The sequence below is a fragment of the Rhodoferax sp. U11-2br genome, assembly GCF_018619435.1.
Lineage (GTDB): Bacteria > Pseudomonadota > Gammaproteobacteria > Burkholderiales > Burkholderiaceae_C > Rhodoferax.
This window is the reverse complement of record NZ_JAHFZF010000010.1, coordinates 40,368-55,548: the sequence shown is the minus strand read 5'-3', so window position 1 is coordinate 55,548 and position 15,181 is coordinate 40,368. Positions and strand designations below refer to the sequence as shown.

Below are 15,181 nucleotides of genomic sequence, written 5' to 3'. Positions count from 1 at the left end.
CCCCGCCAGTTTGCTTTCGCTTTTGGACCTGCCAACGTCGCCTGCGGCAGCACGTCTTTTGGCACCCTTTGCGGCCTTGCCCACCGGCTCAAGCACCGCCAGAACCCAACCCGATTTCACAACACAGGCTTGCGAGACTCTCGCACCATGGGCTTGTGCACACCTATTCACGGCGCTGGGCTTGACCCAGCCAGATGAATCGCTCTATGCCCAATCATTGGCATAGTGTGTCCTTTGCATCTCGACCAAGGAGAAGACGATGGCAACTGCAAAAAAAGCACCCGTAAAGAAAGCTGCTCCAGCAGCCAAGGCCACCGCGGCCAAGGCACCTGAGGCAATCAAGAAAGCTGCGCCGGTCAAAGCCGCCGCAGCCAGTAAAAAGGTCGCACCAGCGACCAAAGCCGCTGCACCGACCAAAAAAGTTGCCGCAGCGCCCAAACCGGCCGCAGCCGCCAAGAAGGCCGCAGCCCCTGCAAAAAAAGTAGCTCCCGTCGCAAAAGCCGCAACGGCCAAGAAAGCAGCTCCAGCTAAAAAAGTAGCCGTCGCACCTGCAGCCGTCAAAAAGGCAGCGCCCAGCAAAAAAGCTGCGCCCCCCGTCAAAGCAGTCGCTCCCGCCAAGAAAGCCGTGCCAGCCAAAAAGGCAAGCGTTGCAGCGGCACCAGCAGCGGCCAAAAAGCCAGCTCCGAGCAAAAAAGCGGCTGCACCTGCGAAGGCTGCAGCACCTGCTGCCAAAGCGGCCAAAACCAGCGCCAGCAAACCCGCTGCCGCCTCAAAAACCAAACTCAATCCGCAAGCGGCCTGGCCTTTTCCGACAGGCAACAAGCCCTGAGTGGTGTGAGTGCGATTCAGCTCAGCCTGCGGCCTTCTGGCTGCAGGCTTTTTTATGTGGATCAGGGATAAAAAGCCAGCAAACGGTAACCCACCACCGCTGGTGCAGAAGTCTCGATTTGGAGACGCAGGTTGACCCGTACTGGCCACTCGGCGTGGGCTGTCAAATGGTCGGCAGTCGCAGCAAGCTCAGCTGGCGACAACACCCGGCGCACCACCGCTTGCTCTTGCGCGTCGGTCAGCGTCAACTCGACACTGGGCATGGCCAGCCTCAAGTCAGAGGTGTTTTTGAGGGTAAAACTCAAGCGGTAGTGGTCTGATGTCCCTTGGCTGAAGGCTGCCGAGTCAATGGCAATGGACTCAATCTGTGTCAATGGCGCCACCGAACAATGCAGGAGTTGGCAGACCGATTCCAGCGTGGCTTGCCACGGAGGTCGCGCAGCAGCCAACCGATCATGGTCCTGATACACCCATTGGCCAGCCAACACCAGCAACAACAACAACAACAAGCCACCCAATCCAGCCCACACCCCCCTCGACCAAGCATGGGCCCCGACCGATGACCGGGCGCTATCACGCATAAAAGACAGGGGCAAGACAGGTTCCTGAGTGGCCTGTGCCACTGAACCGTCAGGCGGCGGTTGAACCTCTGGAACCAGCTCGTCGGCATCCGGACTTGAGGTTGTCTCCTCGGGTATGGACACACTGGAAGAAGACAGCTGCGCTGGCTCTGGCACCAGCGCAACATTGTCTTGTGAGACCGCAACGTCCAAACCACCCAGTCCGCTTGCTTGATCCATGGCCGGACCGACGTCCTGCACCGGCACCGGCACCGGCACCGGCACCGGCACCGGCTCTGGCTCTGGCTCTGGCTCTTGGAGATCGTGAGGCTGCTGCTGGTCTTGTTCGCCCCCTTGCCCCAAAACGTCTTGCACCGGTGCTTCTGGCGACAGATCTACGGACTCCGAAGCTGCGTCGTTGACCCGAAGCTCGGGCTCGGTGGAAGCCTCCATCAAATGTTGGGTGGCGTCAAAAATCTCGCCACATTGGCCACACTTGACCCAGCCTTGAGAAATTCGCAGCTGATCTGGCACCACCTTGTACAAGGTGGTGCAGGCCGGGCAACGTGTCAGAAGGCTCATGAACGGTGAGGATAGTGACCGTTGCGCCAGGCTGTCAACGCGCGGCGGTCATCAGTATCCAGCCATCCTCTTGGTCTGCCACTTGCAGGGCGCAATAAGGCGCATAGGCGGCCTTGAGCTCATCCGCCTGGCGCTCCAGAATACCGGCCAGCACCAGGTGCCCGCCTTCAGCCACGCGCGACCACAACAGCGGCGCCAGCACTTTCAAGGGTGTTGCCAGAATGTTGGCCAACACTGTCTGATACGAGTCTGAGACCATTTCCGGCAGACCGGCACGCAAGCTGACCTGATTGGCCTGTGCGTTCAAATCCGTGGCATCCACCGCCGCCGTGTCAATGTCGACCGCATCCACGTCTGTGGCACCGAATTTGGCCGCACCCACGGCCAAGATGCCGGACCCACAGCCGTAATCCAGCACCCGGGACAAAGCGGCGCTGTTGCCATGGCGCGCAATCCAGCGCAAACACATCCGGGTGGTGGGGTGTGTACCGGTGCCAAATGCCAAGCCAGGGTCGAGCCGGATCACCACCCGCGCCTGTGCAGGCGGTTCGTGCCAGGTCGGGACAATCCAGAACTCAGGAGTGATCTCCACCGGCGCAAACTGGGACTGGGTCAACCGGACCCAGTCTTGTTCGGGGACATGGTCGATGCCCAGCAGCTCACAAGCCGCAAAAAAGTCCTGGGCCTGCAAAAGTTGCAAAGCGCTTTGTGCCTGAGCCTGCTCATGAAACAGCGCCAACACCCGGGACCGCTGCCAACCGTCTTTGGGTGGCGGCATGCCGGGCTCACCAAACAAGGCCTGTTCTGCGTCCGTCTGCGCGTCCGCATCCTCCACACTGACACTCAAGGCGTCGAGTGCATCGAGTGCGTCACTCAGCAGCTCAACCCGATCTTCCGGGCACATCAATCGCAACTCAAACATGCACAACCTTCATTTGCGGGCGTGATCGGCCAACCAGCCTTCGAGGTAGTGAATGTTGGTACTGCCCTCCATGAACTTGGCATCCACCATCAACTCACGATGCAGGGCGATGTTGGTGTTGATACCTTCCACCACCGTCTCACCCAGTGCCGTGCGCATGCGTGCCAGTGCCTGTTCACGGGTGTCACCATGGGCAATCACCTTGCCAATCATCGAGTCGTAATTTGGTGGCACAAAATAATTGGTGTACACATGGGAATCGACCCGGATGCCCGGGCCACCGGGCGGGTGCCACATGGTGATGCGTCCCGGTGACGGCATGAAGTTGTAGGAATCCTCTGCATTCAAACGGCACTCGATGGCATGGCCCCGAATCTGGATCTGTCGCTGCGTGAACGGCAGTTTCTCACCTGCAGCCACCATGATCTGGGTGCGCACGATATCGACACCGGTGGTCATTTCGGTGACCGGGTGCTCCACCTGGACACGGGTGTTCATCTCGATGAAGTAAAACTCACCGTCCTCGTACAGGAACTCAAACGTGCCAGCGCCACGGTAACCAATGCGCTTGCAGGCCGCCACACAACGTTCCCCAATGCGCTCGATGACCTTGCGCGGGATGCCAGGTGCGGGCGCCTCTTCAATCACTTTTTGGTGGCGCCGCTGCATTGAGCAATCGCGCTCACCCAGGTACACCGCGTTCTTGTACTTGTCGGCAATGATCTGGATTTCGATGTGACGCGGGTTCTGCAGGTATTTCTCCATGTAGACCGCCGCATTGTTGAAGGCTGCACCGGCCTCGGCCTTGGTCATCTGCACCGCATTGACCAGGGCGGCTTCGGTGTGCACCACCCGCATGCCACGGCCACCGCCGCCACCTGCGGCTTTGATGATCACCGGATAACCAATGGTTTTGGCCATGCGTTTGATCTGCACCGGGTCATCCGGCAACTCGCCTTCCGAGCCGGGCACACAAGGCACACCCGCCTTGATCATGGCCTGCTTGGCAGAAACCTTGTCACCCATGATGCGGATGGACTCCGGCGTGGGCCCGATGAACTGGAAGCCACTGCGCTCCACACGTTCAGCAAAGTCGGCGTTTTCGCTCAGAAACCCGTAACCCGGGTGAATGGCCTCGGCATCGGTCACCTCGGCGGCAGAGATGATGGCGGGCATGTTCAGATAACTCAAGCCCGATTGCGCTGGCCCGATACAAACAGCCTCCTCGGCCAGTTTGACATACTTGGCTTCGCGATCCGCCTCCGAGTACACCATGACCGCCTTGATGCCCATCTCTCGACAGGCACGCTGGATCCGCAAGGCGATTTCGCCACGATTGGCGATCAGAATTTTTTTAAACATGGGTGACGCCCGGCATCATTCGATGATGAACAAGGGTTGACCGTATTCCACAGCCTGACCGTTGTCAGCCAGAATGCGCTTGATCGTGCCACTCTTGTCGGCTTCAATTTCATTGAGAATCTTCATCGCCTCAATGATGCACAAGGTGTCACCTTCTTTGACGGCGTCGCCAATTTCCACAAAGGACTTCGCACCAGGTGATGCCGAACGGTAAAAAGTGCCCACCATCGGCGACTTGGTCACATGACCTGTTTCAGCAACCTCGGCTGGCGCAGCCGGACCGGCCGGCTCCGCAGACACGGCAGGTGCCGCTGCGGGCGCCATCGCGGTCGGCGCAGCGGTTTGAACATACTGAGGGACCATCGTGCCGCCTTTGACAATGCGGACTTTGCCTTCGGCCTCGGTGATTTCGAGTTCTGAGACGTTTGATTCTGACACCAGGTCGATCAAGGTTTTGAGTTTTCTAAGGTCCATGACTTCTCCAACGAACGGTAAGGAAATTTGGTTGACAGAGCTTCAATTTCCACTAACTCATTGCAAATTGCCGTCAAATCAACCCAAGACGCGCTATTTTACAACTAGAACAGCGTGCTCACGATGACTCAATCTGCCGCCATGCGGCCAGATCCTTGGGGGTTAACTGGCCTATTTTACGGTGCCGCACATCGCCTGCAGGCCCAAACACCACAGTAAATGGCAATCCGCCACTCACATTGCCCAGTGAGCGACTCAGGTCTGTGCCCTCAAAACCGGCCATGGCAACCGGAAAAACCAGGGGACTGCGGGCCAGAAAACGCTTCACAGGTACCAGTTGATCCACCGCCAAACCCAGCACTTGCCAACTTTTGGAAACATTTTCTGCATAAAAGGCATTCAGTAGCGGCAACTCAGCCAAACAAGGTGGACACCAGGTGGCCCAAAAATTCACCACCAAGGGTTTGCCCTTGAACCCCGCCATGGCAAGGGGCGAGCCATCCACCTGCTTGAACTGCAACTGCCAGAAAGCTTGCTCTGCGGGGGTCAAGGTCGGTTTGGCCTCTGTCGCGCGTGCCATGACGCCTGCAGCCCCGCCAGACGCCACCACCAAACCCGCCGCCGTCAGCCAGGACCTGCGCGAACAACCCGTCGACTGCAGCCGGGTCATACCACCACCTCCCCAAGCAAGCGACGCAAGGCCCGGATATCACCACGTGGCGCCCGCCCTTTGGCATCGGGCAACAAGGCACCACGCACATCGTCACGGTCGTAAATCATCAAATGCACACCCACTTCTTCGTTCAAATCAGCACAAAACGCATGAACACTCAAGGCCTCCACACTGTCGCTGTTGAAGCCCGTCACCGTGCGAGGCACATAACTGACCCGTTTGTCGATCAGCGCAATTTCGGCAGATTTGCAATCGTCACAAAACAATTGCAGGTAGATGTCGGACAAATGTGTGGCCGTACCATGCCACACCGCCCCACCCAGATGGGGACGAAATTCCTGCAAACGATCCATCCAGACCAGGGCCAAACGGCGCAACGCCAACAACTCCTGCGGCTGGGTGTCGGCACAGAACACCGCGATGTAATCACGCACCGCCTCCTCGACCAGGTCATTGCCTGGCAACGCCACACGGGCATTCAAACCCATGGCCTTGACCGCGCGGCGCTTGGCCGGGCCATATTCCAGCCCCTCCTCCACCACCCAACGCGCCGCTTGTGCGGCAATCTCGCTTTGAACATCACTCATAGAAGGCGGATTCTGCCCTGATTCAAAACGCTGCCAGATTGTGGGGAGAGCAAGTGCCTGTGTGCGGGTCTTTAAAATCCACGGATGCACATTCATATTCTGGGTATTTGCGGCACATTCATGGGCGGCCTGGCCGCCTTGGCGCGGGAGGCGGGTCACCGGGTCACCGGTTGTGATGCGGGGGTCTACCCCCCCATGAGTGACCAGTTGCGCGCCCTGGGCATCGAGCTCATCGAAGGTTTTGGAGCCGAACAACTGAGCTTACAGCCTGACGTGTTTGTGGTGGGCAATGTGGTCAGCCGCGCCCGCCTGGGCGACAGCACCCCCAAATTCCCGCTGATGGAAACCATTCTGGACGCCGGCCTGCCCTACACCAGCGGCCCGCAGTGGCTCAGCGAACACATTTTGCAGGGGCGCCATGTGGTGGCGATTGCGGGCACCCACGGCAAAACCACCACCACCGCCATGACCACCTGGATTTTGGAACAGGCGGGCCTGCAACCCGGTTTTCTGGTGGGGGGGGTGCCACTGAATTTTGGCGTCTCGGCCCGACTCGGCCAGGGCAAGGCCTTTGTGATCGAAGCGGACGAGTACGACACCGCGTTTTTCGACAAACGCAGCAAGTTTGTGCACTACCGCCCGCGCACTGCAGTGCTCAACAACCTGGAGTTTGACCACGCCGACATCTTTGAGAATCTGGCGGCGATTGAGCGCCAGTTTCACCATTTGGTGCGCACCGTCCCGGGCGCAGGTGCCCACGGCAGCGGTCGGGTGGTGGTCAACGGGCTGGAGGAAAGCCTGGCCCGGGTCTTACACCAGGGCTGCTGGAGTGAAGTGCGCAGCTTTGGCGCTGCAGTCAGCGACTTTGCCGCCGCTGGCCAGGCGCATGACTTTGATGTGTTGCACCAGGGCCGGGTGGTCGGCCACGTCAGCTGGGGCCTGACCGGTGTGCACAACCAGCTCAACGCGCTGGCGGCGATCGCGGCGGCCGAGCATCTGGGCGTGGCGCCAGACGCCGCTGCAGCGGCGCTAGGCAGTTTCGAGAACGTCAAACGACGTATGGAAGTGCGTGGCACCGTGTCGGTAGGTGATGCAGGCAAGGTCACGGTGTATGACGACTTTGCGCATCACCCGACCGCCATTCGCACCACCCTTGATGGTCTGCGCAGCAGGTTGAGCCCTGGGGAGCGCATCCTGGCAGTGTTCGAACCACGCTCCAACACCATGAAACTCGGCACAATGAAGGCGCTGCTGCCCTGGAGCCTGGAGAGTGCCGACCTGTCTTTCTGCCACAGCGCCGGCCTGGGTTGGGACGCTGAAGGCGCTCTGGCGCCAATGGGTGACAAGGTCCTGGTGAGTGACCAGTTGGACAAGCTGGTCAGCGCCGTGACAGACGTCGCCCGCGCCGGAGATCACATCGTGTGTATGAGCAATGGCGGCTTTGGTGGCGTGCATGCCAAGCTGCTCAAGGCACTACAAGATAAATAGCTATCTGCCCTTGATACATAAGGGCCAGAGACCAAAAAGGCACTGATTTTGATGTGCCCTGCATGGCACGCCAAGTACAAGCCATCTGAATCACTCTGAGGACTTTTTGGCAGGGCGGGCAGAGCACACCCGCCTCAGCACACACCACGCCGTCAGATCAGCGTGCGCGGCGTTGCAACACCGCTTGCGACAACACTTCCAGCGTTTGCAGGGAGTCGTCCCAGCCCAGGCAGGCGTCGGTGATGCTCTGGCCATAAGCCAGCTTGTCGGTCTTGTCCTTGCCCGGGGTGAACTTCTGTGCGCCGGCATTCAGGTGGCTTTCGACCATCACACCAAACACCTGCCGGGAGCCTGAGCTCAACTGCGCAGCAATGTCGCGTGCCACCTCCAGCTGTTTCTCGTGTTGTTTGCTGCTGTTGGCGTGGCTGCAATCCACCATCAGCGTCTGCGGCAGCTTGGACTTGGCCAGCTCGGCACAGGCCTGAGCCACACTGGCGGCGTCGTAGTTGGGCGCCTTGCCACCACGCAGGATCACGTGGCAATCCTTGTTGCCCTTGGTCTGGACAATCGCCACCTGGCCGTTTTTGTGCACCGACAAAAAGTGGTGGCCACCGGCAGCGGCGTGGATGGCGTCGGTGGCAATTTTGATGTTGCCGTCGGTGCCGTTCTTGAAACCAATCGGCGCCGACAGGCCCGAGGCCAGCTCGCGGTGCACCTGGCTCTCGGTGGTACGCGCGCCAATCGCGCCCCAGGAGATCAGGTCACCCAGGTATTGCGGGGAGATCACATCGAGGAACTCGCTGGCGGCGGGCAGGCCCAGGCGGTTGATGTCGATCAGCAACTGGCGCGCGATGCGCAGGCCTTCGTCAATACGGAAACTCTCATCCAGGTACGGGTCGTTGATCAGCCCCTTCCAGCCCACGGTGGTGCGGGGTTTCTCAAAATAGACCCGCATCACAATTTCGAGCGAGTCTGCGTATTTGTCGCGCTGCACTTTCAGCTTGCGGGCGTACTCCAGCGCTGCGGCCGGGTCGTGGATGGAGCACGGGCCAATCACCACCAGCAGCCGGTCATCCTCGCCGCCCATGATGTGGTGAATGTTGCGCCGGGTGGTGCTGATCATCTTTTCCACCGGTGTGCCATGGATTGGGAAAAACCGGATCAGGTGTTCTGGGGGAGGTAACACGGTGATGTCCTTGATGCGTTCGTTGTCGGTCTCACCGGTTCTGTCGGTGGTGTTCACGTTCAAAGAACTGGCCCAGGCATCCTGGTCGGGAGAAGCAACAGCTTTGGCATTCATGGAAGGTTTCCTTGCAAGGTTGACATCAAAAACACAAAAAAAAACCGCCGGGTTGGCCGGCGGTTGGGAGGAATCAGGACGTTTTATCTGGGTACGTTCAGGACTCTCGGCCGCCGAAAGGGCTGGAGAACCAAAAGTAGCTAAAGAAAAAGGTCACAGATAACATGGTCAAGACTGTAGCACAGTCGCCAGGGGTGTCAGGCGGTGCCGCCCACGGTCAGGCCGTCAATGCGCAGGGTCGGTTGCCCGACGCCCACCGGCACACTCTGGCCTTCCTTGCCGCAGGTGCCCACACCGCTGTCGAGTTTCATGTCGTTGCCGATCATGCTGACACGTTTGAGGCATTCAGGCCCGCTGCCCACCAGGGTGGCGCCCTTGACCGGGTACTGGATCTTGCCGTTCTCCACCCAGTAGGCCTGGCTGGCCGAGAACACAAACTTGCCCGAGGTGATGTCCACCTGGCCGCCGCCGAAGTTGGTGGCGTACAAGCCCTTCTTGATGCTGGCAACAATTTCCTCAGGCGCTTTGTCACCACCGAGCATGTAGGTGTTGGTCATGCGCGGCAGCGGCACATGGGCATAACTCTCGCGCCGACCATTGCCGGTGGGCGCCACACCCATCAGGCGCGCGTTCATCGCGTCCTGGATGTAGCCTTTGAGGATGCCGTCTTCAATCAGCACATTGCATGCACTGGCATTGCCTTCGTCGTCCACATTGAGGCTGCCACGGCGGTCAGCCAGGGTGCCGTCGTCGAGCACGGTCACACCTTTGGCGGCCACGCGCTGGCCGATCCGGCCGCTGAACGCGCTGGAGCCTTTGCGGTTGAAGTCGCCTTCCAGGCCATGGCCGATGGCTTCATGCAGCAGGATACCGGGCCAACCCGGGCCCAGCACCACGGTCATTTCACCAGCCGGTGCCGGGCGCGCTTCCAGGTTGGTCAACGCGGCGCTGACCGCTTCGTCCACATACTTCTCGATCAGGGCGTCGTCAAAATAGGCAAAACCAAAACGACCGCCACCACCGGCCGAACCGACCTCGCGACGGCCTTTCTGCTCGGCAATCACCGTCACACTCAAACGCACCAGCGGTCGCACATCGGCAGCCAGGGTGCCGTCGGCACGCGCCAGCAACACCACATCGTGCTCGGCCGCCAGGCCCGCCATGACCTGCGCCACGCGCGGGTCCTTGGCACGGGCGAGCTTCTCCACCTTTTCCAGCAGGGCCACCTTGGCCGCACTGTCCAGGCTGATGATCGGGTCTTGTCCGCCATACAACGAACGCGAAGACGCTATTTTTTTGGAAGCTACTCGCGCTTTCCTGCCAAGGGCTGCAGCCGAAATCGTGCGTACCGTGTTGGCGGCATCCATGAGCGAGGCCTCGGAGATATCGTCCGAGTAGGCAAAGGCGGTTTTTTCGCCACTGACGGCGCGCACACCCACACCCTGGTCGATGGAGAACGAGCCGGTCTTGACGATGCCTTCTTCCAGGCTCCAGCCCTCGCTCCGGGTGTACTGAAAATACAGGTCTGCTTCGTCGACCTGGTGCGCCTTGATGGCGGCCAAGGCACGACTCAGATGGGTTTCATCCAGCCCAAACGGGGTCAACAACAAAGACTTGGCCACGCCCAGGCGTGCAATGGTGGGTTCACGTGAAATCATATGCCCGATTCTAGGGCTTGGGCTTGTTATGGGCGGTTGGTACGGGCGCTCAACCCCAGGGTTGCTGGTGCATCCCTCAGGACTGCACCAGCCGATGCGACTTGGCAATCGACATCAAAATGCCCAGCCCCAGCCCGAGTGTCACCATCGCCGTACCACCATAGCTGATGAACGGCAGCGGCACCCCCACCACCGGCAAGATGCCGCTGACCATGCCCATGTTGACAAAGGCGTAACAGAAAAAAATCATGGCCATGGCACCGGCCAGTAGCCGGGTGAACACGGTCGGGGCTTCGAGGGCAATGGCCAGCGCCCGCAGCACCAGAAAGATGAAGGCAGCAATCAACAGCAAGTTGCCAATCAGGCCGAACTCTTCAGAGAACGCGGCAAAAATGAAGTCGGTGGTGCGCTCAGGGATGAACTCCAGATGGGTTTGTGTGCCCTGCATAAACCCTTTGCCCCAGACGCCACCCGAGCCAATAGCGATCATGCCCTGGATGATGTGAAAACCCTTGCCCAATGGGTCGCGCGTCGGGTCCAGCAGGGTGCAAATCCGTTGCTGCTGGTAGTCGCGCAACATCACCCAGCGTACCCCGTCGGCGCACAACTGGGGCTCATACACCACCAGCAAGGTGATGCCGACCAAGCCCAGCAACAGCGGCGGCGCCACCAGCTTCCAGCTCAGGCCCGCAAAAAAGATCACCGACATGCCGGCCGCCAACACCAGCAAAGAGGTGCCCAGATCCGGCTGTTTCATGATCAGGCCCACTGGCAGCGCCAGCAACAGGCCAGCCACCAAAAAGTCCAGCGGGCGCAACTGGCCTTCTCGCCGCTGGAACCACCAGGCCAGCATCAAGGGCATGGCGATTTTGAGGATTTCACTGGGCTGGATGATCACCCCGACATTGAGCCAGCGTGTGGCGCCTTTTTTGGTGATCCCCATCACGGCCACGGCAAGCAGCAGAGACACCCCCACCACGTAGAGCGGCACCGCCAGACTCATCAAACGCTGCGGCGGTATCTGAGCCACCACAAACAAAATGGCACCAGCAATCAGCATGTTTCGCCCGTGGTCCATAAAACGGGTGCCGTGGTCATAACCCGAGGAGTACATGGTGAGCAGCCCCGCGCAGGCCAGCAAGATCACCCCAAAAGCCAACAGACCGTCAAAACCGGCCACCCAGGGGGCCAAGCGACGCAGCAGCGAGGGACGTTCAAAAGCGAAGGACATGTTGGGATTATCCGGTGCCAGGGCAGCTCACGCCGTCATGCGCAGCGGAATCGTGACAGGCCCGTCGTTCACCAGATGGACCTGCATGTCGGCACCAAACTCACCGGTCTGCACCACCGGGTGCAAACGGCGTGCCTGCACCACCACATGCTCAAACCAGCGCCGTCCCTCAGCGGGAGACGCAGCAGCGCTAAAGCCGGGCCGGTTGCCACTCGAGGTGTCAGCGGCCAGCGTGAACTGGCTCACCAGCAGCAGCCCCCCGGCGTGCCCCTGACCGTCCATGTCCTGCAGGCTGTGGTTCATCTTGCCAGCGGCATCGCTGAAGATGCGTAACTTGAGGATCTTGGCCAGCATCCGGTCACACACGGCGGCGTTGTCGCCGGGCTCGGCACACAGCAGCACCAGCAAGCCAGCGTCAATCGAACCAATCACCTGACCGGCCACTTCGACGCGGGCCGAGCGCACCCGCTGCAACAACGCGATCATGGGCGCCTGACTTTCATCACACGCCATCCCATCCGCACGGCGCAGCAGGTGTTGGCAAACATTTTTGGGGGATCAACTTGGGTCTGCATGGGTGGGTGGTGTGGACAAACTTTGGCAACGAGAGTTCTGTGTGGCAAACGAATCACTACCTTTTATATAGCTTCTAGCCCTTATTCGATAAGGGCTAGAGGCACAAAACATTCGCAACACAGCGCCCCAAGCCTTTAGCCCAGGGTCACCCGTGCGAACTTGCGTTTGCCCACCTGCAACACATAGGTGCCGGCGCCCAGTTTCAGCCCCTTGTCGCTAACCACATTGGCGTCGATGCGTACACCACCGCCATCGATCAGTCGGTTGCCTTCACCACTTGATGCGGCCAGCCCGGCCGATTTCAGCAAGGCACCAATCCCCAGCGCCGCGCCACCTTCGCCCAGTGGCAGGCTGATTTCGGGGATCTCATCCGGGATACCGCCTTTGCTGCGGTTGATGAAGTCCTGCTCAGCCGCATCGGCAGCGGCGGCCGAGTGGAACCGTGCGGTGATCTCCTTGGCCAGCGCCACCTTGGCGTCCTTGGGGTTGCGCCCGGCGGCCACCTCGGCCTTGAGTGCCGCAATCTCGGCCTCGGACTTGAAACTCAAGAGGGTGTACCAGCGCCACATCAACACGTCCGAAATGCTCAGGCACTTGGCAAACATGGTGTTGGCGTCTTCGGAAATGCCGATGTAGTTGTTCTTGCTCTTGGACATCTTCTCGACGCCGTCCAGGCCTTCGAGCAGCGGCATGGTCAAAATGCACTGTGGCTCCTGCCCGTATTCGGCCTGCAAGGTGCGCCCCATCAGTAGATTGAACTTCTGGTCGGTGCCACCCAGCTCCAGATCACTCTTCAAAGCGACGCTGTCATACCCCTGCAGCAAGGGGTAAATGAACTCATGCACGGCAATCGGCGTACCGGCCTTGAAGCGGTCATGGAAGTCGTTGCGTTCCATCATGCGCGCCACGGTGTAGCGGCTGGCCAGCTGGATCAAACCACGCGTGCCCAACGGGTCACACCATTCGCTGTTGTAGCGGATCTCGGTCTTGCTCGGGTCCAGCACCAGAGAGGCCTGGCGGTAATAGGTTTCGGCGTTGATCTTCACCTGTTCGGGGGTGAGCGGCGGGCGCGTGCTGTTGCGCCCTGACGGGTCACCAATCATGCCGGTGAAGTCACCGATCAAAAAAATCACCGTGTGGCCCAAGTCCTGCAATTGGCGCATCTTGTTGAGCACCACGGTGTGGCCAAGATGGATGTCGGGCGCGGTAGGATCAAGACCGAGCTTGATGCGTAGGGGTGTGCCGCTGGCGTGGGAACGCGCCAGCTTCTTGACCCACTCCTCTTGGGGGATCAATTCTTCACAGCCGCGTAAGCTCACTGCCAGAGCCTCACGGACGTGATCAGAGACTGTAAAGTCAGGGGTTTGGGTCGTAGTCATAAGGGTTTTCCCGCATGCATCCTGCGGGTAGGGGTTTATACTCAGTTGCTGTTTTAAGCGTGATTTTAAATGGGTGTTTTTCGGGGGTTTGAGCAGCTTTTTTGTTGCACGCAATCCACGTACGCCAACAACAGGATGCTCCCTTGATTAACTCAGCCCTGAATCGTGGTCACGCCTTGCTGGTGAGCTCCGTGGCCACCGCCACCAAATACCCCAAACACCTTACCGCGATTGTCACCGCCACCTTGCTGGCGGGCGGTGGCGGCGCCTGGGCACTGGCCTCGCTCGGGCCGGATGTGTCCGAGCTGCCAGTGCAAATGGTGCTGGAGGCGGTGCAACCCCAGTTGCCAACTGAGACGGCAGAACTTGGCACGCCCACCCTGAATCTCTATCGCTCAGACCTCACCCGCACCACCGACACCGCCGACACCTTGCTCAAGCGTTTGGGGGTGGATGATCCGCAGGCCGCGCAGTTCTTGCGCAGCAACCCGATGGTCAAGCAGGCTCTGTTCAGCCGCAGCGGCCGCCACGTCAGTGTTGAAACGGTGGACACCCACCGACTCGGCAAACTCAGCGCCCGCTGGAGCCCCGACGAAGGCACCCATTTCCAACGCCTGGTGGTGGAGCGTGATGCCAAGGGGTTCAGCGCGCGCTTGGAGTCAGCACCACTGGTCGCCACCACACGCCTGGCCAGCGGCACCATCCAATCCTCCTTGTTTGCGGCGACCGATGAAGCAGGTTTGCCCGATGTGGTGGCCAGCCAATTGGCGGAACTGTTCTCGGGCGACATCGATTTCCGCCGCGCACTGCGCAAAAACGATCGCTTCAATGTGGTTTACGAGGTGATGGAAGGTGACGGTGAACGACTGCGCACGGGACGAGTCCTGAGTGCCGAATTTGTCAACGCTGGCAAGGTGTTCCAGGCCATGTGGTTTCAGCCACCGGGCAAGGACAACGCCGGGCAAGGCTACCGAGGCGGCTACTATGCGCTGGATGGTCGCAGCCTGCGCCGCGCTTTTTTGAGTGCACCGGTGGCCTTTTCGCGGGTCAGCAGCGGTTTTGCTATGCGTTTTCACCCGATCCTGAACCAGTGGCGACGCCACCTGGGCACCGACTTTGCGGCCCCCACCGGCACACCGGCTCGGACGGTGGGTGATGGTGTAGTGAGTTTTGCGGGTGTACAAAACGGTTATGGCAACGTGATCTTCGTCCAGCACCGCAATGCCACCGAAACCGTCTATGCCCACCTGAGCAAAATTCTGGTCAAACGCGGCCAGGCGGTGACACAAGGTGAAACCATTGGTCTGGTCGGCTCAACCGGTTGGGCCACCGGCCCTCACTTGCACTTCGAGGTGCGTGTCGCCGGGGTCCAGCATGACCCCATGACCATGGCACAAAAGAGCGAGACCGTGCCAGTGCCCGCCGCCGCCCTGCCCGTCTTCAGACAGGCCGCCAGCAACGCGAAAGCCCAGTTGCAGGCTGCGGCTAGCATGCAGTCCACCCGCTTTGAGTGAGTGACAGGGCGTGAGCCTGGCTTGATACCTTGGCGCTTCGCAGCAGC

Annotated in this window: 14 protein-coding genes; 3 read left to right on the top strand and 11 right to left on the bottom strand. The window is 60.0% G+C overall.

Annotated elements, in window-relative coordinates:
* Positions 1-259 precede the first annotated feature (259 nt).
* Positions 260-829, top strand: coding sequence for a histone (locus KKO72_RS08655; RefSeq protein ID WP_214937380.1), 570 nt, complete (start codon positions 260-262; stop codon positions 827-829).
* Positions 830-890: 61 nt separating this feature from the next.
* Here KKO72_RS08655 and KKO72_RS08650 read toward each other — a convergent pair whose 3' ends face one another.
* The 6 genes from KKO72_RS08650 to KKO72_RS08625 form a co-directional block, all read right to left on the bottom strand.
* Complete coding sequence (locus KKO72_RS08650) at positions 891-1,970, bottom strand: zinc-ribbon and DUF3426 domain-containing protein (protein WP_214937378.1); 1,080 nt, start codon at positions 1,968-1,970, stop codon at positions 891-893.
* Between the two features lie 34 nt (positions 1,971-2,004).
* Positions 2,005-2,892: a 50S ribosomal protein L11 methyltransferase gene (gene prmA, locus KKO72_RS08645; RefSeq protein ID WP_214937376.1), complete on the bottom strand. Its 888-nt coding sequence runs from the start codon at positions 2,890-2,892 to the stop codon at positions 2,005-2,007.
* A gap of 9 nt (positions 2,893-2,901) precedes the next feature.
* Positions 2,902-4,254, bottom strand: a complete 1,353-nt coding sequence (gene accC / locus KKO72_RS08640) for an acetyl-CoA carboxylase biotin carboxylase subunit (RefSeq protein ID WP_078366565.1) — start codon at positions 4,252-4,254, stop codon at positions 2,902-2,904.
* Positions 4,255-4,269: 15 nt separating this feature from the next.
* Complete coding sequence (gene accB / locus KKO72_RS08635; RefSeq protein ID WP_214937374.1) at positions 4,270-4,728, bottom strand: acetyl-CoA carboxylase biotin carboxyl carrier protein; 459 nt, start codon at positions 4,726-4,728, stop codon at positions 4,270-4,272.
* 118 nt (positions 4,729-4,846) lie between these two features.
* The gene (locus KKO72_RS08630; protein ID WP_371736851.1) at positions 4,847-5,248 is read right to left on the bottom strand and encodes a TlpA family protein disulfide reductase; all 402 of its coding nucleotides are present in this window, start codon (positions 5,246-5,248) and stop codon (positions 4,847-4,849) included.
* Positions 5,249-5,394: 146 nt separating this feature from the next.
* A complete protein-coding gene (locus KKO72_RS08625) occupies positions 5,395-5,988 on the bottom strand; it encodes a hypothetical protein (RefSeq protein WP_214937371.1) in 594 nt (197 codons plus the stop codon).
* 84 nt (positions 5,989-6,072) lie between these two features.
* On the opposite strand from KKO72_RS08625, the gene mpl reads away from it, so the two are divergent.
* A complete protein-coding gene (gene mpl, locus KKO72_RS08620) occupies positions 6,073-7,476 on the top strand; it encodes a UDP-N-acetylmuramate:L-alanyl-gamma-D-glutamyl-meso-diaminopimelate ligase (protein ID WP_214937369.1) in 1,404 nt (467 codons plus the stop codon).
* A 157-nt stretch (positions 7,477-7,633) separates the two neighbouring features.
* On the opposite strand, the gene KKO72_RS08615 is transcribed toward mpl, so the two are convergent.
* The 5 genes from KKO72_RS08615 to tyrS form a co-directional block, all read right to left on the bottom strand.
* Positions 7,634-8,776, bottom strand: a complete 1,143-nt coding sequence (locus KKO72_RS08615; RefSeq protein ID WP_214937367.1) for a 3-deoxy-7-phosphoheptulonate synthase — start codon at positions 8,774-8,776, stop codon at positions 7,634-7,636.
* A 197-nt stretch (positions 8,777-8,973) separates the two neighbouring features.
* Positions 8,974-10,434: a metalloprotease TldD gene (gene tldD / locus KKO72_RS08610; protein WP_214937365.1), complete on the bottom strand. Its 1,461-nt coding sequence runs from the start codon at positions 10,432-10,434 to the stop codon at positions 8,974-8,976.
* Between the two features lie 76 nt (positions 10,435-10,510).
* Positions 10,511-11,665 carry a rod shape-determining protein RodA gene (gene rodA / locus KKO72_RS08605; RefSeq protein ID WP_214937363.1) on the bottom strand — a complete coding sequence of 385 codons (1,155 nt, stop codon included), beginning with the start codon at positions 11,663-11,665 and terminating at the stop codon, positions 10,511-10,513.
* A gap of 27 nt (positions 11,666-11,692) precedes the next feature.
* Positions 11,693-12,151: a D-aminoacyl-tRNA deacylase gene (gene dtd, locus KKO72_RS08600; protein ID WP_214937361.1), complete on the bottom strand. Its 459-nt coding sequence runs from the start codon at positions 12,149-12,151 to the stop codon at positions 11,693-11,695.
* Positions 12,152-12,375: 224 nt separating this feature from the next.
* Entirely contained in the window at positions 12,376-13,620 is a 1,245-nt protein-coding gene (tyrS, locus tag KKO72_RS08595) for a tyrosine--tRNA ligase (protein WP_214937359.1), read from the bottom strand.
* A 143-nt stretch (positions 13,621-13,763) separates the two neighbouring features.
* Between tyrS and KKO72_RS08590 the strand changes: the two genes are divergently transcribed.
* Positions 13,764-15,134: a M23 family metallopeptidase gene (locus KKO72_RS08590; RefSeq protein ID WP_214937357.1), complete on the top strand. Its 1,371-nt coding sequence runs from the start codon at positions 13,764-13,766 to the stop codon at positions 15,132-15,134.
* Positions 15,135-15,181 lie beyond the last annotated feature (47 nt).

Excerpts from the sequence above, each read along its gene's own strand:
- accB (WP_214937374.1), bottom strand. The coding sequence starts at position 4,728 with ATGGACCTTAGAAAACTCAAAACCTTGATCGACCTGGTGTCAGAATCA.
- tyrS (WP_214937359.1), bottom strand. The coding sequence starts at position 13,620 with ATGACTACGACCCAAACCCCTGACTTTACAGTCTCTGATCACGTCCGT.
- KKO72_RS08650 (WP_214937378.1), bottom strand. The coding sequence starts at position 1,970 with ATGAGCCTTCTGACACGTTGCCCGGCCTGCACCACCTTGTACAAGGTG.
- KKO72_RS08655 (WP_214937380.1), top strand. The coding sequence starts at position 260 with ATGGCAACTGCAAAAAAAGCACCCGTAAAGAAAGCTGCTCCAGCAGCC.
- accC (WP_078366565.1), bottom strand. The coding sequence starts at position 4,254 with ATGTTTAAAAAAATTCTGATCGCCAATCGTGGCGAAATCGCCTTGCGG.
- mpl (WP_214937369.1), top strand. The coding sequence starts at position 6,073 with ATGCACATTCATATTCTGGGTATTTGCGGCACATTCATGGGCGGCCTG.
- rodA (WP_214937363.1), bottom strand. The coding sequence starts at position 11,665 with ATGTCCTTCGCTTTTGAACGTCCCTCGCTGCTGCGTCGCTTGGCCCCC.
- tldD (WP_214937365.1), bottom strand. The coding sequence starts at position 10,434 with ATGATTTCACGTGAACCCACCATTGCACGCCTGGGCGTGGCCAAGTCT.
- KKO72_RS08625 (WP_214937371.1), bottom strand. The coding sequence starts at position 5,988 with ATGAGTGATGTTCAAAGCGAGATTGCCGCACAAGCGGCGCGTTGGGTG.
- prmA (WP_214937376.1), bottom strand. The coding sequence starts at position 2,892 with ATGTTTGAGTTGCGATTGATGTGCCCGGAAGATCGGGTTGAGCTGCTG.
- dtd (WP_214937361.1), bottom strand. The coding sequence starts at position 12,151 with ATGATCGCGTTGTTGCAGCGGGTGCGCTCGGCCCGCGTCGAAGTGGCC.
- KKO72_RS08615 (WP_214937367.1), bottom strand. The coding sequence starts at position 8,776 with ATGAATGCCAAAGCTGTTGCTTCTCCCGACCAGGATGCCTGGGCCAGT.